This is a genomic window from Gammaproteobacteria bacterium, from assembly GCA_016705365.1.
Classification (GTDB): domain Bacteria; phylum Pseudomonadota; class Gammaproteobacteria; order Pseudomonadales; family UBA5518; genus UBA5518.
The window spans coordinates 40,135-59,333 of record JADIYI010000009.1; the positions used below are offsets into that span (position 1 = coordinate 40,135).

Here is a 19,199-nt window from a genome sequence, read left to right on the forward strand (position 1 = left end):
GGTCCGGTACGAGAACGGGCCTAACGACTGGCTGGTCGAAGCTCATACACACTCCGGAAATCCAGATCCCGCGCCACCAGCACCTGGATGCGATCACCCTGCGGCTTCACGACGGTCGGGGGAATGTTGATCGTCGAGCGCAGGATCTCGGTCATGATGTCCCTCGAACCGGACGGGTCCACGACGACCGTCGAGCCGTTCCCGCGCTGCGAGGCCACCTCCGCCTGGATGGCACCGTCGATCACGCTCACGAGGATCGCTGCGCCAAACCGCTCCATGAAGTGACGGTCGACGCGGCCCGGCAGACCCGCCCGCCCCAGCTCGTCCGTGCCCGGCGAGGCCAACGGCACGACAACGCCCTTGGAGGTGCGCGCCTCGGTCCACAGGACGTAAACCCGCGCCGAACCCTGCCGAACCTGACCACGGGTCTCGCCGACGAGCTTGGTGCCCCGCTCCAGCAGCACGACGCTCCCGTCCGCGCTGAACGCATCGGTCGCCAGAATGCAGGTCGTCATCCCCGGCAAGGTCGAGTCGAGCGCCGTCTCCAGCGTGCAGTCGAGGAACGCGCCCTTGGGCAGCAGCATCCGCCGGGTCGGCAAGACCTGGGCCTGGACGGCCGGCGTCACGCTGGGGCGCAGCAGCGCATCGAGATCCCCCGCGGGTGCAGGACCCTCGGCGCCGACGCTACCGACGGCCTCGGCGTCCACGGCAGCCGCAGTCCGATCCGCACTGGTCACGAACGCCCGTCCCGACAACTGCCTTTCGAGCCGCAGGTCCCGCGGCTCCTGCACGGGTGGCGCATAGCCGGGCGACCGGGTAGACGGTGGATCTTCCGCTGGTCGCAGCCAGGCTTCCGGGATGTCCTCCGGCGGGGGTTCCTCGGGTGCATCACCCAGCACGTTCTGGACGAGCGCCGGTGGGTCCACCCGCCCGAGCGGGCGCAGGTTGATCTCCCCTTCCGCCTTGCTCTTGGCCGACGATTCCGCTGCGGTCCGCGCAGCCGTGCGTGAGGTCATGACCTTGCCGTAGTACCAGCCGAGCAGCCCCAGCCCGATTGCCGCCATGAGCCCGAAGGCCAGCAGATTGCTGACCCTCGACTGCAGCGACGGCGGCCGCTGCACGGCACTCGCGGCACGCTCTCCCTCGACCCCGGCTTCACCGGCTACCGAATCCGGAGGCGGTTCGGCGGGCGGCGTCCGGAAGCGATCGAGCAGGCTCATGGCCGCGCCCCCTTCACATCGCGCTCGATCTGCGGCGACACCGTGCCGGAGTCCAGACGCAGACCCGCGCCCGCATAACCCTTGTTGACGATGCAGCCTGTCGACTTGCCCCGCCGCAGCACGAACCTGGAAGCCACGCGATGGATCACCACATCGCCGGAATCCATCGAGAAATTCAGCAGCGACTCGGAGCCGTCCTCGTTGCGCACGAAGATCGCCGGGATCTCGGATCGGTCGCCGAAGGTGATCCGCGTGTGCACGCCATCGTCGGAGGTCGCCACCGGCTGCAAGCTGCGGTTGCCGCAGTACCAGTAGTCGCGGTTTCGGGGCCGCGCGGCATCCGCGGCGGCGAGGTCGCGATCAACCTTCGCCTGCGGGTCGTCCCCGCTCGCGGTTCGTACGGGGGGATAGGTGAACCGCACGGCATACATGACCTCATCGGTCAGCCGGTTCGGAGCGCGCGCGGCGACCGTGTAGTCGAAGCGATACGCGCGCCTGTCGGTGAACACGACGAGGTTCGTGGACACGATGGCTGCGCGCGGCTTCAGCAGCACCGAGCTGCCATGCGCATCCACGGTCACGCCCTCCAGGTCACCGCCACCGGTTCCGGCGAACCGCTCGCCATCCTCGAAGATCAGCTCGACCGCATAGCCCACGAACCCGTAGAGCTTGTAGACCTGATCGGGGTTGTAGGCGGCAGTGCGCACGCGCGCGTCCACCTGGCCGCGCACCGGGACCGATTCGGCCTGGCCTACGGAGCCCAGCAACAGGCCCGACAGCAACATCACACCGGCCACGATGCGCTCGTATTTCACGGCGCACTCCCGGCGGCCGTCGCAGCAGTGGCGGACGGCGGACTCGCCTGCTCGGGCTGCGTGGCCTCCGCCTCGGTCCGGATGTCGACGATCTTGAATCCCAGTGGATTCCAGCGGCGCATCCGCGGGTCCTTGGACGGCGCACCGTAGACATACTGGACTGTCGAGATCCAGTAGCTGCGCTGCTCGTTGCCGTTGCCCGTGCGAAGCGCCTTCACGTACCGGACCTGCGCCAGATCCTCCGTGCCACTGCCGCGCTTGAAGAACGTGATCGAGCTGACCTGCACGCGCACGCTGGAACCGTCCTTGTGGCGGTTCAGCGGCGACTCCGGATTGCTCCGGTCCCACAGCGTCATCCACTCCTGATGGCGCGCCGGCCCGTGGAAACTCGAACACTCCTCGTAATCGCTCTCGGCGGTCGAGAAGTTGAAACGCTCGCACACGGTCAGATAGTGGTCGAGGAAGTATCGGGTCACCACCTCCGGCATGGCCGCCTGGCCGGCGAACACGGGCACCACGTCCACGATGCCGGTTGCGTTGTCGACGCGGATCACGAACGGGTCCACACGCTTCAGCGGCATCAGCAACACCAGCGCGAAGATCGCTGCCACCGCGAGCACGCAGGCGCCGACAGCAACGCGCCACGCCGTGCGCACACTGCGCTCGCTTGCCGCCACGCGATCAGCGTCCCAGGACGCGGCCTCCGCGAAGTACGCCTGCAGGGCGGCATCGCGCTTCATGGGGTCTGCTCTCTTGCCGGATTGACTGCGGCAGGCGCGCTCACCGGCACGGGTGCGTTGATCGGTCGCAACCGGCCGTCGCAGTCCACGCGCCGCGCCTGCGTGCTGCATCCAGTCACGAGTCCTGCCATGACGGCGGAAAGTGCGAGCGCAACTGTTGCCTTGATCCTTGGCATGGCGATCACCCGTACTTCAGTGTGTTCTGGCGCGGACGCTTCTCGCGGGCCATGCGGGCGCCGATGAGTCGCTGGCCTGCTTTGCGGGTCATGCTGTCCCAGCGGCTCTTGTCCTGGTCCAGGAATGCGCCCCGGGAGAACTCCCCCATCTTCCCGAGACCGGAGCGGCCCACACCCATGCCCATTCGCAGCACGTTGCCGACGGCACCGAAGCCCGAGAGCGCGATGCCGCTCGCCATGCCCTGCGCCATCGACGGCACCTGCCGCATGATCAGGAACGTGAGCGCCGCGGCCGCGCAGACCTGCAGCGCATTGGCGATGCCGATGCCCCCGCCAGCCGCGACCGCCGACTCCGCGGCCGTGGAGATCACCTGCAGCATCAGCGCCGCGACCAGGATCGTCAGGACGGCGAGGAACGCATAGTTGCTGAGCTGCGCGAGCCAGGCCTCGAAGAACCTTTTGCTGGAGTCGAAGAACAGCAGCGCGAGGAAGATCGGCCCCATGGCAAGCAGCACGGCCAGCGCGATGCGGCTCATCGCAAGCAGGAACATGGTGTAGACGGCGGTGAGCCCGACGATCAGGTAGATCGCAAGTGCGCCGAAGTAGAAGACGATGTCCCGCCCGAATATCTCGCCCTTCTCCATCAGCAGCGTGGCGGCATCGTCCCCGTCGAAGAAGATCTCATCGACCACGGCAACGGGCTGGAACGCCGGCCCACCGGGATTGCGCGCGGCAATGATCGACGCCGCCAGTTCTGTGGGGGCGTTGAAGAACGTGTCGACGAACACATCGTTGTAGAGCCACAGCTGCAGCGACAGCCCCAGCACCACACCGAGCGTCAGCAGCCGCTTCGCTCCCTCGATGAACGGCTCCTCGATCCTGCCAGTCAGCTGCAGGTATCCCCAGACGATGACGTAGAGGACGCCGAGCGTGACGATGACCGGCTCGAGGATGCCGGCGATCACGGCGAGGGTCTGCCCGATGTACGCGTTCAGGATGCCGGTCAGCCACGCGTTGAACTCGCCGAAGAAGCCCATGCCTCAACGCCTCCCGCTGGGATCGAGGCCCACCGGCCCCTGGTCCCGCAGCGAGCCGTGGCTTTCCAGCCGTTCGGCCTCTCGTGCATTGACGCAGTCCGGCGTCTGGCCGAGCCCGCCCGGATCGTTCAGGCACCGGGTGAACACATCGCGCCGCAGCGTCGCATCGGCGCGGTAGTCGGAAACAGTGTGCTCAGCGACGGGCGGTCCCGGCGCGCAGGACACGGCCGCCCCGACGAGCGTGGCCAGAAGGATCAACACGAGCATGCCGCGTGACATGGCGACCTACGGATTGAGGCCGACGGCGGGGAGGCGGCGCAGCGAGCCAAAGTTGCTGATCGCCAGTTCCCGCGCCCGCTGCTCCTGGGCGCGCTGCTCGGCCTCCGCCGCCTGGTTGAGCACCATCAGCTTCGTGTGCTCGTTCTGGAGCATGGCCTGCTCGGCGCCGATCCTCGCCTGAAGGTCAAGGACCGCCTTGGCGTCCGTGGCCCGGGGGATGGCGTCGATCAACCCCTGCAGGGATGCGAATCGCTGGCTGCTGGCCTGCAGGGCTTCGCGGCTGGTGGCCTGCAGCAGCGCCACGGAACGGCGCGCCGCTTCGAGCTGCTCGACCTGCTCGGGGGACATCCGTGCCGTCTGCGCCGGGGTCAGCACCGTCACATCCCGGATCGCGGCCTGGATCTGCGCGCTGAGGGCCGCGTAGCTCGCCTGCGCCCCGCGCAGCGTGGCTTCGAGCGTCGCCCAGTCCGCCGGCAGGTAGTTTCGCGTAACGCCCGAGAGCAGCTGCTCCATGCCGCGCTGCCCCGTCAGCGACTGGAACTGCTGCTGGGCCTGGGTGAGCTGGTTGCGGGCCGTGGTCAACTGGTTCTGCAGGACCTGCAGCTGCTGGGCCATCTGCACAATGGCGCGAATATCGATCACGGGCATCGCCGCGTGGCCGACCGACGTACACAGGACGCAGGCGATAGCGCCGACAAGTGCGTTGGATACTTTCACGATGACTTCTCCGGTGTGAGAAATGAGGGCAGCCACTGCCGCGGGTCGGGACCGGTCCGCGCGATGAGCCGTTGCAGCTCCTCGACGGTGCTCGCCCGCCCCGAGATGACTTTCAGCTCCGCGTCGAACCCCTTGAGGTCGAGCTGGCAGACCACCGAGTAGTGGCCCTGCTTGATGAGGAACTGCCGCGAGCCTGGCTCGATCTGCTCCTTGATGAGCTTGAACTCCCGCTCCGACAGGCCGAATCCCTCGATGTACTCGGCTGCGTTGGCATCCGGATTCGGGAACAGGATCTTGGTCGGGGTCTGCTCGATGATCGTGCGGCTGATCGGGCTGTCGAGCACGTCGCTCGCGCTCTGCGTCGCGAGGCACATCACGCCGTTGAGCTTGCGCCAGGTCTTCGGGCCGTCCTTGGCGAACCCCTCGAAAGAAGGATCGGACAACAGCTTCCAGAACTCGTCCATCCAGCAGACGAACTTGCGACCATCCAGCAGCTGGCGGATGACGTGGAACAGGTAGAGCGTGACCGGCGCGCGCGTCAGCGCGTTGTCGAGGAACTCGGTTACATCGACGCCGAACAGGCTGGCCTTCGCCAGTTGCCCAACCAGCGAGTCCTCGGCGTTGTCGAACACCCAGGCATAGTGGCCCTGGGTGCTCTCGCACCAGCGGGCGAGGCGCATGTGGATGCCCTCAGATCGCGTCGCATCGGTGAACTCGATCAGCCGTGAGAGGCGGCGTGCTGAGGCGTCGAGCGCAAGGGTCCCCATCAACGCCGCGTCGAGATCGCCCTCCTCCCGGATCGTCAGCGGGACGGTCCCGCGCACCAGCGCACGCAACCAGACCTTCAGGAACTCGATGGTCTCCGCGGTCGGTGGGAGCTGCAGCGGATTGAAGCCGGTGGGCACGCCATTCCGCAGCGGCAGATAGGTGCCACCCAGCGCCCGCGTCAGGATGTCGAGGCCCCGGTCCTTGTCGAATATCACCTGCGTCACGCCCTGCCGGGCGAGCAGAGTCACGAGAAACCCGATCAGCACGGACTTGCCCGATCCCGTCGGTCCACAGATGAACGTGTGCCCGGTGTCCTTGCGGCTGCCGCCGTCCGGGTCGTGGGGATCGCTGGCGTGCAGCGAGAAGTAGTAGGGTGAGCGGGCACTGGTGACGAGCAGCGCCAGCGCATCTCCCCAGTGATTCCCGGTCGGGCGTCCCGCCGGAAAGTTGTGCAGCGGCGCCATCGCACAGAAGTTGCGCGAGGTGATCGGCGCCTTGCGCGGCCTCATCGGGAAGCAGGCCGGCAGCTGCGCCCAGAACGCCGCCTCCAGCGCCAGATCCTCGCGCGCGGTCGTCATGCCGGTGTCGGCGAGGATCGCCCGCGCCAGCGCCACGTCGTCATTCAGTGACTTCAGGCGCTGCTCGTTGGAGTTGCCAGTCTGTCGATCCACCAGCGGCGTCAGCACCTGCAACGTGAAGTGATGATCGCCCATCACGAAGTCGTTGGAGGTCAGGTCATCCAGGGCGTCCTTCAGCTGCTCGGCCTGGCTCACCGCGAAGTCGCCGGCATTGGCCATCTGGTTGTACTGCCGCTGCAGCAGGCCCTGCCCCGCCGCCTTCGTCAGGAACGCGAACGACTGCGTCAGCACGAACTCGAACGGCGCCGAGAGCAGCACGTTGTACATCCCGACCGTCGTCGGCGAGGCGTACTCCTTGATGCCGAGAATCGCTCCGAAGCGCGTCTGGGTCGGAAGGCGGTACTCGATGGTCTCGCTGCCGAAGATGATCCGCGTGGTCGCTAGCACTTCGTCGAGCGGTGCCGTTGGCAGCGGCACGGGCGACAGGTCCGCATTCACCAGCTGACCGAAGAACTCCAGCACACGCGAATACAGGCGTCCGCTGGACTCGTAGACGCCGAGCCGCTCAGGATCGTAGCGGGCAAGTGAGGAGCCCACGGTCTGCGCGAGCTTCTCGCAGGCATCGAGCGCATCGGTGTGTTCCGCGAGCCGATGTTCTCCTGCCTTGGCGCTAAGCAAGCGCGCCACCAGATTCGGAGCCGCGCCAGCAATCGGCCGGTAGGCCACCGACAGGTACAGCTCGTTGACCATCAGGGTCTCAGTGGACAACCGGGCCTGGTAGCGGCCGGCAAGCCGCTCGGCGAAATCTGCCGCCGCCGAGTCGTCATGGTCTTTCCGGACCGAACCCGCTCGCGCCGACGGATCACGTGCATCCACAGGGCGACGTTCGGCGCGGCGATGTTCCGCCACAGCACGTTCAGCCGTTCGTGCCAGTTGTTCAGCACCTCGTCATCGGCGGTCTCGAAGCTCGCGCCGTCGAGCCGGAACACCTGGACGTAGTCACCTGCCTCCGTCCGCACGACGTGCGGCGAGAGCTGCACGCGGTACGGGATGCGGAACGCCGCCGGCATCTCACGTCTCAGGGCGGTGGCGCGCTTCATGAGAGCCGCACCGTCGCGATGGCCTTGCGCCGACCGTGTCGATCCGGCAGGTCGAGTTGCAGCGGGCTGTAGCTCGCGCCCTTCCAGAATCGGATGCTGCTGAAGTACGCAAGGAGTCGGGTCTTGGCCCACATCAGGAGCAGGTCGAAGTAGCGGGCGTCCCGCGCGCACAGCAGCATGCAGATACCGTGGACCGGCAGCATGATCAGCAGCACCAGCAGGTTCTTCGTCAGGAGGAAGACCTCCATCGTGAAGGCCGCATTGAGCAGCAGCGCCGCGTACGTCACGCCGAAGCGCATCGGCGGGCGCGTCACCCCGACGAAGAGCGGATCGGCAGTGACCCCGGCATTGCGCGGTTCCACGGCCGATGCCCCCTACACGCCGAACAGGGTCCGAATCCAGGCCACGATCTGCGGTGCGCCGAAGATCGCCGCGATGCCGATCAGAGCGCCGATGACCCAGCCCCAGGAGATCCGGCCCACGGCGGCAGCGATGGCGAGCGCGATGACGATCAGCACCGCGACGGGCGTCGCGATCGTCAGGGCAAAGGTCACCAGTGAATTGGCGCCGGTGTCGAACGGAGATGCCTGCGCGAAGGCCGCGCCAGGCGTTAGGAGTGCCGCTGCGGCGGCGAGGCGAACGATCCGTTCGTTGCCTCGGCAAGACTGGGTGCGCTGTTCCACGAGTCATCCCCTCCTTCCCCTGGGGATGTCATCGAATCACGCGCGCCGAGCGGCGAAGCAGTACAGGTTTCCGGGGAAATCCACCTGAAACCCCGCATAACCGAGGGTTTCGGCCAGGAACTCTATTGTCATTCCTCCTGCGCAGCGTCCATCCTAGTCTCAGAAATCAACGGGATGGGGGCGCCACCAGCAGGTTGGGCATGGATCAGCTCTCCGCAGAAATGCAGCTTCGCCTCGCGTCGGAGCGCCTCCAGTGCGGCGTCGTCCGGCTCGCGTGCTGCCAGCAGGAGATCGCGCCACAAGCGCGGATGGTTGTCCCAGCGCAGGCGCAGGGATTTCGCGCTCTCGACGGCGAGTGTGCGTACCTGCTGCATCGTCAGGGTGGCGATGCAATCGGCCACGGACGGCGGCATCGCGAAGATCATCGAGGCCACGCTGCGATCCTCGCGGGCCACCTGCCAGCCGAACATCAGGGTCTCGAGGGCGAGCCAGTCCCAGCGTGTCGTGGGCGCCGCGCCGTTGACGTGGCTGCGCGCATGCGCGCCGTTGCCCACGGCCATTCGCCACCACGCCACGTCGCCGAATCTCAGGTCGACGATCACGAACGGAAAGAGCGACAGGCGTTGTCGCGCGACCGGATCGAGGTGGCGCCAGAGGTCCCGGTACGAGCCGACGACCGGGAACGGATGGCCCGTCGCGCCGTCGAGCGAAAGCTCCCAGCAGAGTTCGATGAACTGCTGGTTCAGTTGATGGGCCAGGCCGATCGACCGGGCGCCCTTCCATTTGTGTTGCGAGAGCTGCTGACCGTCCGCCCCCTCTCCGTCGCCAGAATCTTTCGTGCGCACCGTCGCCAGATCTCCCACACAAAATGGCATTGTTGGGAGCCGTCACGGCGGAAACGCCCTCAGGTTTCTGGGGCATTTATGGCAGAAACTTCAGCAGGTTGACCTATGGACACCACCAGCGGCGACGCGCGGTTCGACCGCTACTACCGGAGGATTCAATTGGGTCTGCGGCTGCTGTCGCACGGTGCCCGTGCGCAGACCGCTTGTGATTGGAGCGGACTCACGCCTGACCGGCTCATCACGCTCAAGCGACGCTGGCTCCCCGATGCCGGCGACGGGTTCCGCGGACCGGCGCCGACTTCCTTTCAACCGTTCTTCCGCTCCTCCGTGCGTCTCAGTCATGCGACCGTCTTCACCAGCATTCATCAGGCGGTGTGCCAACGCACCATGTCGCATGGCAAGTCGTGGGACCTTCAGCCGGGGCTGGAGAACGGCGAGCGGCTGTGCACCGCCTACGAAATCTTCCGCGAGTGGGAGCCATCCGCGGACATGGAATTCGACCAGGCCGCGCTGCTGGCACGGGGCGCGGCGAGTTCAGAGGACATCGAGTTGTTCCGATGCCTCCACTGCCAGAGCGCCATGCTGATCGACAAATGGGCGCGGCGACGCGAAGTCTGTTCGGGTTGCCGGGGTCGGCGCTCTGCTAGTCCCTGACGAGCACCATCAGCGCGAGGTGGTACAGGGCGGCGAACAGTCCGAACCCCAGCGCCATGCCGGCGATCTGCAGGAACGGGAAGCGCGGACCCACGGCGGAAAGCTCGAAGGCAACGGCCGCCACCAGACCGAAAACCAGCACGAAGGCGCAGAGGGCGTCCACGATCGGCTTCAGCAGCAGCAGGCCGGCAATCAGCGGGAAAGACACGACTTTCCAGGTCATTCGGGCCGATGCGCCCAGGGCGGGATGAATTTGCGCCATGCCTGCCTCCCGGTTCGGATACCACGCAAAATAGTCACTAATAGTGACTATAAATCACATTCCATAAACCTCGACTTGTCAATGGTTTACGGAATGCCTATTTTAGTCACCATGGGTGACTCAAAAAACGAAAAGCTAAACCGACTTCTGGAGACCCTCGGGGACACGACCCTGGTCTCCAGCCGGTGGCTGCGCGCCCACGGTTACCCGAGCAACCTGGTCGCCCGCTACATGGCGGGCGGCTGGCTGCAGTCCCCCACGCGTGGAGTCTACCTCCGCAAGGGCGGCAAACCGACCTGGGAAGGGCTCCTGCGAGCCCTGCAGCGCCTGGAACAGCTGCCGCTCCACGTCGGCGGCCGATTCGCATTGGCCCGCCAGGGCCATGAGCACTACCTGCGCCTTGGCGAGTCTGCGACCCTGACCCTGTATGGCCCGGCGAAGCTGCCGGCCTGGGCAACCAAACTGACACTCCGCGAGCGCGTGCAGGCATGCGGCAAAGGGCCGTTCGACTGGCCGGCGCTCTCCTTCGGCCCCGATACACTCGATGGAACCTTGAACGCACAGGGGCTCGAACGCGCATCGGAGGACACGGGCGCGGCCGGCGTCGCGTTCTCCACTCCCGAGCGGGCAATACTGGAACTGTGCGACGAGACACCAGACAGCGCGCTGGTGCACGAAGTGAATGCCCTGATGCAGGGACTCTCTACGCTCCGGCCGCAGCTCGTCAGCGAGTTGCTGCAGCACTGCGACAGCGTCAAGGCAAAGCGGCTGTTCCTCGCCCTCGCCGATCGGCATCGTCACGCGTGGCTTGCGCATGTGACCTTGCAGAACGTGGATCTCGGCAGCGGCAAGCGCGTCCTCGTCCCGGGCGGCAAGCTGAACGCCAAATATCAGATAACGCTGCCCGCCGACCTCGATGAACAACTGGGATAACCGCTACGCCGAGCGCGTAAAGCTGCTGGTCGAGATTCTGCCGACGCTGGCGAAGGAGCAGCGCTTCGCGCTGAAGGGCGGAACGGCGATCAACCTCTTCGAGCACGATCTACCGCGCCTCTCCGTCGATATCGATCTGACCTGGTTGCCCGTCGGTGATTTCGCGAGCGATGTGCGCGATATCACCGCGGCGCTGGAAGCCATCGGCGAGCAACTGCGCTCCGGGCCGTTGCGACTGCAGGTACAGACCAGCGGAACCGAAGCGACGGGCGTCCATCGCCTGATCGCAAGCCGCAACCGCGCGCGCGTGCAGATCGAAACGACGCCGGTGATGCGGGGCACTGTCCATCCCGTTCGGACAATGCGCGTACGCCCAGGCGTCGAGCAGAACTTCGGATTCGCCGAGATGCAGGTGCTCGACTTCGCGGATCTCTATGCCGGCAAGCTTTCCGCGGCGCTGTCCCGACAGCATCCCCGCGACCTCTTCGATTTGCAGCCGCTACTCGATGAAGGCCGACTTGATGAACGGCTGTGGCGAACGTTCCTCGTGTATCTCACCTGCAGTTCGAAGCCAGCTGCGGAAATGCTGTCGCCGCAGGCCGCGAGATTTCGACGCCGACCTTCACGGCACATTTTCAGGGGATGACCGCCGCCCCCACCGCCCGCTTGCTTCCAAGAGTGCGCGCAAGACTCCTGCAGCGCATAGCAGAACTGCTCGACTCGCCATCGCGTGCCTTTCTGGAATCCATCGAGCGTGAAGCGCCCGATTTCGTTCTCATCGGACTACCGCACGCCGCCGACCTGCCGGGGGTTCGCCGCAAGCTAACGAACATGGGTCAACGCTCCGCTGCGAAGCGCACTGCCGACTACGAGCAGCTCAAGGCTTTTCTTCGCCGCTCGTCATAAACCTTAAGTCGCGGAGTTTCTCAGGTGCTTCACCGGAAAACCTCGAACAACTGCTGAGCGCGTCGCACATTCAGGCGGTGTTTGACCCATCTCTTCCCTGAATCCGCGCTGCTTTTCGCGTCTCACTTCCACATTCTTTACCCCATCACATCACGTAGATGAGGCAAGAGAATGGATACCCGATCGACCAGTGAAAGGCCCTATGTCGCCCCGACGATCATTCGCGCGCCGCAGGACCTTCGCCTGCCTCGGTGGGTCAACGAGCCACTTCCGGACCTGCGCGCGATCCTCAGCGCTAGCGAAATCTCCCGCCTGACTCGACGCCCGCGCTGGCTACTGCTTGGTCTGGCGGTACTGGGACACTTTCCGAAGCAGCGCACGCACTGTGGAAAGCCGGTCGGCTGGCATCGGGCCGACGTGCTCGACTGGCTGACGCAGAACATGGCGATCGAAGCAGATCGACCGCGCACCACACGCCATCGTCACCACACGAGACCCAAGCAGATATGCCTGCCGCTTCAGGTCCGGCCGAGCCGCCAATCCCTGCCAGACGAATGCCGGCGCTGCCATTCCAGTGGAAGGGGTCTCCTGTGAGTTCTTCAACGCCAGTTCCGGCTGCAAACGGAGACGGGATCTGTCAGCGCGCCGTCCGTCGAAGCGAGCTGCGGAAGATTGTTCCTCTCGCGGATACCACCATCTACGAGATGGAGCGCCGCGGCGAGTTTCCCCAGCGCTTCTATCTGACTTCAAAGTGCGTAGTCTGGGACTTGGGTGAGGTCGAGCGGTGGCTTACGGCTCGGCGGGCGGAATGCCATGCAGGACGGGCGAAAATCGCCACCGGCCCTAGCGTCCAGTCCCGCCGCTATCGGCCAATTGGCGACTCTGAGAACAGCTAGAAATCAGCGGCCAGCGCCTAAGCCCTTCTCTGCGTCGCGGCAAGTCAGCCCGAACTACCAGAATGTGCGATTGAGCACCCAGCCGGTGGAGCCTATGAGCCAGGGTCGGCGCTAGGACCGGCTGTTGGCGGTACCATAGGCCTGCGCGTCCGGCGGGATTCCTCCGCGACCTAACCAGACTCGAATGCCGCGCAGGAGACGCCTAACTGTGGCACGCATCCGCAAACTCGAGATTCAGAATTTTCGCTGCATCCGTGGACTCACCTGGACCCCTTCCGATGGCATCAACTGCCTGGTGGGACCCTGTGACAGCGGCAAGTCGAGCATCCTCGATGCCATCGATCTTTGCCTAGGGGCACGGCGAAACGTCGCATTTGGTGACACCGACTTTCACAGCCTGGATGTCAATCAGGCTATTCGCATTGAAGCAACGCTTGGGGATCTCCCGGACGCGCTGTTGAACCTCGACGCGTATGGCGAGCACCTTCGCGGCTTCGACCCAGCCACCGGCGCCGTCGAGGACAGACCGCGGGCCGGCATCGAGACTGTCATTACGCTTCGGCTGTTGGTCAACGCTGACTTAGAAGGGCAATGGACGTTGTATTCCAGGCGTGCCGAAGCTCAGGGTCTAGAGCGATGGCTCTCTTGGAAGGATCGACTTTTGCTCTCCCCAGCGAGAATCGGTAGTTACGCCAACTCGAACCTGTCATGGACTCGTGGATCAGTTCTGAATCGGCTGACCGAGGAACGAATTGACCTCGGCGCTGAACTCGCCAGCGCTGCCCGCGACGCGCGCACGAGATTTGGGGATCAAGCCTCCGCGCAGCTCGCCCAGACGCTCCAAGTCGTGACCGAGACCGCTAAAGACCTCGGCGTTCCTGTCGGAACGATGGCGACGGCCTCTTGGACGCACTCGGTATCCATCGGCGACGGCGCGATTTCACTACACAGTGAATCCGGGATTCCCTCCGCTCGCTGGGGACTGGGTCTGCGCGACTACTTGTCGCTGGGCTTCAGCGAAAGCGGCCGATACCGCCACCATTGCGCTTGTAGACGAAGTCGAGCATGGACTTGAGCCGCATCGACTTGCGCGGCTACTTGACTCTCTTGGCGCCAAGGATACTCCGCCGCCACTTCAAGTCTTCATGACAAGCCACTCTCCCATTGCGCTCCGTGAACTCTCCGGAAATCAGGTGTTCGTGGTTCGTCCGGGGGCTGGTTCGCATGCCGTTCAGAGAATAGGAACCGACGACGACGTCCAGGGGACGCTTCGTGCGGAACCCGGGCATTTCTCGCCAAGTCGGTCATCGTGTGTGAAGGCGCAAGTGAAGTTGGCTTTGCACGTGGACTTGATCAGTTCTGGGTTAGTCAGAATATCCCCTCCTTCTTTGCTATGGGTGGCGCGTACGTCGACACTGGTGGAAACCAATCCAGACCGAGCCTACCTACGCCGGCACAGCACTTTCAAAGCTCGGCTATCGCACTCTGGTCCTTGTTGACGCAGATCGCCCTGCGACGCAGGCGGGCACGGTCGATGCATTTCATTCTGCCGGCGGCGTCTCCTTGACCTGGCGCGCCGGCCGGGCGATCGAGGACGAGATCTTTCAGAGTCTGAATGACCTTTCGATCATCGCCCTCATCCGGTTGGCGAGCGAGGCGCGGTCGGCCGAGATCTCGTCGAACGGCACATGACCTCTCGAAGTCAACGGAGACGCGCCGCCTGAGCGATATCGAAACCGAGTCATTGATCGGCGGGATATCACCCTGACGCGTCAAGACGATTCTACCCCGGGGCTGCCGCTCGCGTGAAGGGAGCCAGACTGGTTCGTCTGTTACATTCCAGCAGGTTTCGAGAGAAGTGGTAGGCCCCAACCTCGCAACCGCTGACGGGGAATTCCAGAGGCTCGTCGCGAAACTACAGGCGTGGATGCATGCCAGTTGAGATTGACCTGCTGTCTGTTGACAGAGGCTCAGTTACAGCTCCGGCAGGCTGCGGAAAGACGCAATTGATTGCGGACAATTTGGCGCAGCATCGCGACCCGAAGCCGGTCTTGGTGCTGACCCACACGAATGCTGGTGCTGCGGCCCTGCGAAGTCGGCTACAGCGCTCCCGTGTTCCAACCAGCGCATACCGAGTTGCAGACGATAGATGGTTTCTCAATGCGCTTGATCTCCACATTTCCAACGACGGGTGGTCCACGACCCACAATCCTGCGGATCTCAAACCCGCGCAACGACTCCCCTGCGATCCGGCAAGCCGCTAGACGACTGCTCCAGTCTAGAGATGTCAGCGAGCCGCTGCGCGCGACTTACATTCGACTGCTCGTAGACGAGTATCAGGACTGCTCAGTCATCCAGCACTCGATTATCGACGCACTATCCGCAGAACTTCCGACTGTCGTTCTCGGCGATCCAATGCAGGCAATCTTTGGATTCGCCGGAAACCAGCTTGTGCATTGGCAGAATCACGTCGAGGCTCAGTTCCCGACTATTGGCGCCCTCGCGACACCATGGCGTTGGCGCAATGCCGGATCTGAAGAACTCGGGCGATGGCTACTGGATGCCGGACCTTCTTCGGCGAGGCGGTCCGTGGACGTGCGCACCGGGCCACCGGAAGTGGCGTGGGTGCAGCTCAATCCAGGCGACGAGCCGATCAGCAACGGCGCGCGGCTGCTGAACCCGAAATAGTCGGAAACGAGCAGAAAATTGCTGATCATTGGAGATTCCCGAAACGTCAGCGGACGGCACCTGTTGTCGAGCCAGACGCCGGGTGCCACTTCGGTGGAAAAGGTGGATCTAGATGACTTAGTTTCCTTTTCGCAGCGCTTCGACATTGCCGCGCCTGATGCGGTTCAACAGATCATCCATTTTGCAGGCGGCCTGATAACGCAGGTTGGCGCGACCGAATGATTGCTCGCGTCGAGACGATTCGTGGCGGTCGTGCCAGGACCGCGCCTTCGCCAGGGGAGTGGCCGACATGCGATCGAAAAACCAATCACTGTGCGGGGGCGCTTCTACTGTGGGAAGAGGCAAAGCGGTGCACGCGCCTATAGACCAGAGCTTTTGCGATGCCTGATCTGCCCTTCGGATGACATCTGCAGGGGGAACGGCTTTGCGTGATGCCGTTGTCCGCGTTCGGGAGCAGAAATCGCTATCTGGGTAGACCGGTTTCTCGGCGCGCAGTTGGCAGCACTTTGCTACTTAAGGGACTGGAAGCGGATGTAGCGGTCATCACGCATGCGGACGGCATGGACGCCCACAAATAAGATGGTTGGCTCTGTCCCGTAGCGACGGCGGCCCCAATCGTGTGACAGCACGGGGTCCGCTTCTGGCGCCGCCTTAGGGCACTCCGCATCCACAAATTCTTTAGGAAGTCTTCTGCGCTGGAACCCGTCAGGTCAGCGCCTGTGCAGCGATTACCTTCATCGACGACGGCAGCAAGACTGGCGAGTGCGTCTTACCCGCCACCCACGCGTCGATCATGTCCGCCCATTCCTGCAGCATGTGCCGCCGCTGCTCAGCGTACTGAGCGCGGTTGTATGTGCCGCGCGAAGACTCGTTGCGCTCGTGCGCAAGCGCCTTCTCGATCCAGTCGCGGTTGAAGCCCATCTCGTTGAGGATTGTCGAGCCGGTCCGGCGCAGGTCGTGAACCGTGAACATTTCCAGCGGCAGATTCTCTGCCTTAGCCTTCTCGGCAATCTGCGACGTGACCCGATTGAGCGTGCTCGCGGCGATGTGAACATCCGCGTCATAACGGGAAGGGAATACGTAGGGCGAACTTCCGGCCATCAGCTTCAGTGCGGTGAAGATCTCCAGCGCCTGACGCGACAGATAGACGCTGTGCGGCCGACGCGCCTTCATGCGCTCCTTCGGAATCGTCCAGACGCCCTTGTCGAAGTCGATCTCGCTCCACATCGCCTTCGCCAGCTCGCTCTTCCGCACGAGCGTCAGAAGGATCATCCGCAGCGCCAGGCGGTGGATATGGGCGAACGACACCTTGTCGATCAGCGTGAACGCGATCCGGATCTCCTCGGGGCTCAGCGCCCGCTCGCGGCAGAACGTGGCGATGGATGTCAGCGCCACCTCGTTAGCCGGGTTCGGCACCTTGTGCCCGTGCGGGTTCGCGAAGTTGTATATGCCCTTCACGATGTCCCGGACGTGGATGGCCGTCGCGGGCGACCCCCGGTTCTTGATCTTGAGGCACAGGATGCGCACGTCGTCCGACGACACCTCCGGCAGCAGGCGGTTCGAGAGTTCGGGCTCGACCTCGCGACGGTAAATGCCTTTGCGCATGGTGCGGGTGCTCTCCGCCATGGGGCCCTCGTCCAGCCACTTGGTGGCGAACTGGCCGAGGGTCTGGGCGGCTGCCAGTTGGCGCTTCTCCCGCTGCTTCACTCGGGCCGGTGAGTGCCCCTGGGCGAGCGTGTTCCGGGCAGCGATGCACTTCTCGCGGGCGGCGGACAGGGTCAGCCCTGCCGGACCGTAGCGACCCAGGGTGAGGTCTCGCGCCGGTTGCTGATCCGGTAGTCGAACCGGAACGTGATCGTCCCGGCCGGCGAGACCGTCGTACATCCCATCCCGGTCCGTCACTTTGTACGGCTTTTCCCGGGGTTTGAGCTTCTTCAGGGCGATGTCGGTAAGCATGGCGGGCCCCGTTTTGGCGCGACCCCGGTTTTACCGTCAGAACCCTATTCCTCTCAATCCGTGCCGCGAAAACCAGGGGTTTCTGCCATTTTCCCCTGAAATTCTGCGGTTTCTTTGTTCGCCTTACCGTCGACCGTATGACGGTAAAACTCAGGTCATTTTGGCGTTCCAGAAACCCTTACCGTCAGTTTTACCGTCAGAGTGTCCCGCTTGGTGCCGATAGACGGCGAACGGAGCGGAGAGCTTATTTCTTTTTATTCAGTGAGTTAGGTTCGCATTTCGCTGGATGCCGATAGACCGCGAAAGGCACCTAATCACTCCCACTCGATCGTAGCGGGCGGCTTGCTGGAAATATCGTAGGTCACGCGCGAGACCTGCGCGATCTCGTTCATGATGCGTCGCGAGGCGGTTTCCAGCAGTTCGTAGGGAAGATGCGCCCAGCGCGCGGTCATGAAATCGATGGTTTCCACCGCGCGCAGACCGATCACCCATTCGTAGCGCCGCCCGTCCCCCGTCACGCCAACCGACTTGACCGGCAGAAACACCGCAAAGGCCTGGCTCACCTCGTGATAGAGCCCCGCGTTGTGCAGTTCCTCGATGAATATCGCATCGGCCTGGCGCAGGATGTCGGCGTAAGCCTTGCGCACCTCACCGAGAATCCGCACCCCGAGCCCCGGGCCCGGAAACGGATGGCGGTAGACCATATCGTGCGGCAGTCCGAGTTCAAGACCAATCTTGCGCACTTCGTCCTTGAACAGTTCCTTGAGCGGTTCCAGCAGTGACAGCTTCATGCGCCGCGGCAGCCCACCGACATTGTGATGGGACTTGATCACGTGCGCATTGCCATGCTGCGAGGCCGCCGATTCGATCACGTCGGGGTAGATGGTGCCCTGTGCCAGCCACTTCACACCCTTGATGCGCGCGGATTTCTCCTCGAAGACCTCGATGAAGGTGCGCCCGATGATCTTGCGCTTGCGCTCCGGATCGCTCACACCCTTGAGATTGCGCATGAAGCGCGCCTCCGCGCGCACCCGTATCACCTTGATGCCCATGTTGCGCGCGAACATGTCCATCACATGATCGCCCTCGCCGAGACGCAGCAGGCCGTGATCAACGAATACGCAGGTCAGACGGTCACCGATCGCGCGGTGGAGCAATGCCGCAACCACCGAAGAATCGACACCGCCCGACAAGCCGAGCAGGACACGGTCCGAGCCCACCGTGGCACGGATGGTTTCGATTGCATCCTCGATGATGCTGCCGGCAGTCCACAGCCCGTCGCAGCCACAGATCGAGTGCAGGAAGTGCTCCAGAATCCGCCCGCCCTGGCGCGTGTGGGTGACCTCGGGGTGAAACTGCAGCCCGTAGAGGTGACGCTTCGCATCGTACATGCCCGCAATCGGCGCACTGGCCGTGGCGGCCAGCAGACTGAAACCGGGAGGCAGTTTCACCACCTTGTCGCCATGACTCATCCACACATCGAGCAGTGCCGCGCCATCCTCGGCGATATGGTCGCTGATGCCATCCAGCAAACCGCTTCCGGGCTGTGCCCGTACCTGGACATAACCGAATTCGCGCCGGTTCGAGGCCTCGACGTGCCCGCCCAGCTGCGCTGCCATGGCCTGCATTCCGTAGCAGATTCCCAGCACCGGGACGCCGAGCGAAAACACCACATCGGGTATCCGCGGCGTGCGCTTTTCGGTAACCGATTCCGGTCCGCCGGAGAGAATGATTCCCTGCGGCGCAAAATCCCTGATCGCCTGCGCGCCGGTGCGCCAGCTGTAGATCTCGCAATACACGCCCAGTTCGCGCACCCGACGGGCGATCAGTTGTGTGTACTGCGATCCGAAATCGAGTATCAGGACGCGTTGTGCGTGGATGTCGGCGCTCATCTGCGATATTTCCTTGCGACGAAAATGCATGCGGGGCTGCAACAGCCCCGCACG

The 19,199-nt window shown here is 64.1% G+C and carries 14 protein-coding genes and 5 pseudogenes; 6 read left to right on the forward strand and 13 right to left on the reverse strand.

Going from position 1 to position 19,199, the window contains the following annotated elements:
- Nucleotides 1–20: 20 nt before the first annotated feature.
- From virB10 to IPF49_18360, 10 genes and pseudogenes are all read right to left on the reverse strand, one after another.
- Complete coding sequence (gene virB10 / locus IPF49_18315) at nucleotides 21–1,220, reverse strand: type IV secretion system protein VirB10 (protein ID MBK6289549.1); 1,200 nt, start codon at nucleotides 1,218–1,220, stop codon at nucleotides 21–23.
- Nucleotides 1,217–2,035, reverse strand: a complete 819-nt coding sequence (locus IPF49_18320) for a TrbG/VirB9 family P-type conjugative transfer protein (protein MBK6289550.1) — start codon at nucleotides 2,033–2,035, stop codon at nucleotides 1,217–1,219. Before IPF49_18320 ends, virB10 begins: the two co-directional genes overlap by 4 nt.
- Nucleotides 2,032–2,775 (reverse strand): hypothetical protein, encoded by a 744-nt coding sequence (locus tag IPF49_18325; protein ID MBK6289551.1) that lies wholly within the window; start codon nucleotides 2,773–2,775, stop codon nucleotides 2,032–2,034. The genes IPF49_18320 and IPF49_18325 overlap by 4 nt, the downstream gene beginning before the upstream one ends.
- Before the next feature lie 181 nt (nucleotides 2,776–2,956).
- Nucleotides 2,957–3,988, reverse strand: coding sequence for a type IV secretion system protein (locus IPF49_18330; protein MBK6289552.1), 1,032 nt, complete (start codon nucleotides 3,986–3,988; stop codon nucleotides 2,957–2,959).
- A gap of 3 nt (nucleotides 3,989–3,991) precedes the next feature.
- Nucleotides 3,992–4,267 carry an EexN family lipoprotein gene (locus IPF49_18335; protein MBK6289553.1) on the reverse strand — a complete coding sequence of 92 codons (276 nt, stop codon included), beginning with the start codon at nucleotides 4,265–4,267 and terminating at the stop codon, nucleotides 3,992–3,994.
- Between the two features lie 6 nt (nucleotides 4,268–4,273).
- Complete coding sequence (locus tag IPF49_18340; GenBank protein ID MBK6289554.1) at nucleotides 4,274–4,984, reverse strand: type IV secretion system family protein; 711 nt, start codon at nucleotides 4,982–4,984, stop codon at nucleotides 4,274–4,276.
- Nucleotides 4,981–7,430: pseudogene (locus IPF49_18345) on the reverse strand (VirB4 family type IV secretion/conjugal transfer ATPase). Before IPF49_18345 ends, IPF49_18340 begins: the two are co-directional and overlap by 4 nt.
- Nucleotides 7,427–7,729: a VirB3 family type IV secretion system protein gene (locus tag IPF49_18350; GenBank protein ID MBK6289555.1), complete on the reverse strand. Its 303-nt coding sequence runs from the start codon at nucleotides 7,727–7,729 to the stop codon at nucleotides 7,427–7,429. The pseudogene IPF49_18345 and the gene IPF49_18350 overlap by 4 nt, the downstream one beginning before the upstream one ends.
- Before the next feature lie 75 nt (nucleotides 7,730–7,804).
- Complete coding sequence (locus IPF49_18355; protein MBK6289556.1) at nucleotides 7,805–8,113, reverse strand: TrbC/VirB2 family protein; 309 nt, start codon at nucleotides 8,111–8,113, stop codon at nucleotides 7,805–7,807.
- A gap of 128 nt (nucleotides 8,114–8,241) precedes the next feature.
- Nucleotides 8,242–8,988 carry a hypothetical protein gene (locus tag IPF49_18360; protein ID MBK6289557.1) on the reverse strand — a complete coding sequence of 249 codons (747 nt, stop codon included), beginning with the start codon at nucleotides 8,986–8,988 and terminating at the stop codon, nucleotides 8,242–8,244.
- Between the two features lie 75 nt (nucleotides 8,989–9,063).
- Between IPF49_18360 and IPF49_18365 the strand changes: the two genes are divergently transcribed.
- A complete protein-coding gene (locus IPF49_18365) occupies nucleotides 9,064–9,612 on the forward strand; it encodes a hypothetical protein (protein ID MBK6289558.1) in 549 nt (182 codons plus the stop codon).
- Here IPF49_18365 and IPF49_18370 read toward each other — a convergent pair.
- Complete coding sequence (locus tag IPF49_18370) at nucleotides 9,602–9,874, reverse strand: hypothetical protein (GenBank protein MBK6289559.1); 273 nt, start codon at nucleotides 9,872–9,874, stop codon at nucleotides 9,602–9,604. The two genes, IPF49_18365 and IPF49_18370, sit on opposite strands and share 11 nt — an antisense overlap.
- 111 nt (nucleotides 9,875–9,985) lie before the next feature.
- Between IPF49_18370 and IPF49_18375 the strand changes: the two genes are divergently transcribed.
- The 5 genes and pseudogenes from IPF49_18375 (at nucleotide 9,986) to IPF49_18395 (ending at nucleotide 15,519) form a co-directional block, all read left to right on the forward strand.
- The gene (locus tag IPF49_18375; protein ID MBK6289560.1) at nucleotides 9,986–10,807 is read left to right on the forward strand and encodes a type IV toxin-antitoxin system AbiEi family antitoxin domain-containing protein; all 822 of its coding nucleotides are present in this window, start codon (nucleotides 9,986–9,988) and stop codon (nucleotides 10,805–10,807) included.
- Nucleotides 10,791–11,713, forward strand: a pseudogene (locus IPF49_18380) (nucleotidyl transferase AbiEii/AbiGii toxin family protein). Before IPF49_18375 ends, IPF49_18380 begins: the two are co-directional and overlap by 17 nt.
- Before the next feature lie 554 nt (nucleotides 11,714–12,267).
- The gene (locus IPF49_18385) at nucleotides 12,268–12,609 is read left to right on the forward strand and encodes an AlpA family phage regulatory protein (GenBank protein MBK6289561.1); all 342 of its coding nucleotides are present in this window, start codon (nucleotides 12,268–12,270) and stop codon (nucleotides 12,607–12,609) included.
- Nucleotides 12,610–12,817: 208 nt separating this feature from the next.
- Nucleotides 12,818–14,551: pseudogene (locus tag IPF49_18390) on the forward strand (AAA family ATPase).
- Nucleotides 14,541–15,519 (forward strand): annotated as a pseudogene (locus tag IPF49_18395) (UvrD-helicase domain-containing protein). Before IPF49_18390 ends, IPF49_18395 begins: the two co-directional pseudogenes overlap by 11 nt.
- A 483-nt stretch (nucleotides 15,520–16,002) precedes the next feature.
- Here IPF49_18395 and IPF49_18400 read toward each other — a convergent pair.
- Nucleotides 16,003–17,253 (reverse strand): annotated as a pseudogene (locus tag IPF49_18400) (tyrosine-type recombinase/integrase).
- A gap of 314 nt (nucleotides 17,254–17,567) precedes the next feature.
- Nucleotides 17,568–19,145: a glutamine-hydrolyzing GMP synthase gene (gene guaA / locus IPF49_18405; GenBank protein ID MBK6289562.1), complete on the reverse strand. Its 1,578-nt coding sequence runs from the start codon at nucleotides 19,143–19,145 to the stop codon at nucleotides 17,568–17,570.
- Nucleotides 19,146–19,199 lie beyond the last annotated feature (54 nt).

Excerpts from the sequence above, each read along its gene's own strand:
- virB10 (MBK6289549.1), bottom strand. The coding sequence starts at position 1,220 with ATGAGCCTGCTCGATCGCTTCCGGACGCCGCCCGCCGAACCGCCTCCG.
- IPF49_18325 (MBK6289551.1), bottom strand. The coding sequence starts at position 2,775 with ATGAAGCGCGATGCCGCCCTGCAGGCGTACTTCGCGGAGGCCGCGTCC.
- IPF49_18330 (MBK6289552.1), bottom strand. The coding sequence starts at position 3,988 with ATGGGCTTCTTCGGCGAGTTCAACGCGTGGCTGACCGGCATCCTGAAC.
- IPF49_18335 (MBK6289553.1), bottom strand. The coding sequence starts at position 4,267 with ATGTCACGCGGCATGCTCGTGTTGATCCTTCTGGCCACGCTCGTCGGG.
- IPF49_18350 (MBK6289555.1), bottom strand. The coding sequence starts at position 7,729 with ATGCGCTTCGGCGTGACGTACGCGGCGCTGCTGCTCAATGCGGCCTTC.
- IPF49_18360 (MBK6289557.1), bottom strand. The coding sequence starts at position 8,988 with ATGCCATTTTGTGTGGGAGATCTGGCGACGGTGCGCACGAAAGATTCT.
- IPF49_18365 (MBK6289558.1), top strand. The coding sequence starts at position 9,064 with ATGGACACCACCAGCGGCGACGCGCGGTTCGACCGCTACTACCGGAGG.
- IPF49_18370 (MBK6289559.1), bottom strand. The coding sequence starts at position 9,874 with ATGGCGCAAATTCATCCCGCCCTGGGCGCATCGGCCCGAATGACCTGG.
- IPF49_18375 (MBK6289560.1), top strand. The coding sequence starts at position 9,986 with ATGGGTGACTCAAAAAACGAAAAGCTAAACCGACTTCTGGAGACCCTC.
- IPF49_18385 (MBK6289561.1), top strand. The coding sequence starts at position 12,268 with ATGCCGGCGCTGCCATTCCAGTGGAAGGGGTCTCCTGTGAGTTCTTCA.
- guaA (MBK6289562.1), bottom strand. The coding sequence starts at position 19,145 with ATGAGCGCCGACATCCACGCACAACGCGTCCTGATACTCGATTTCGGA.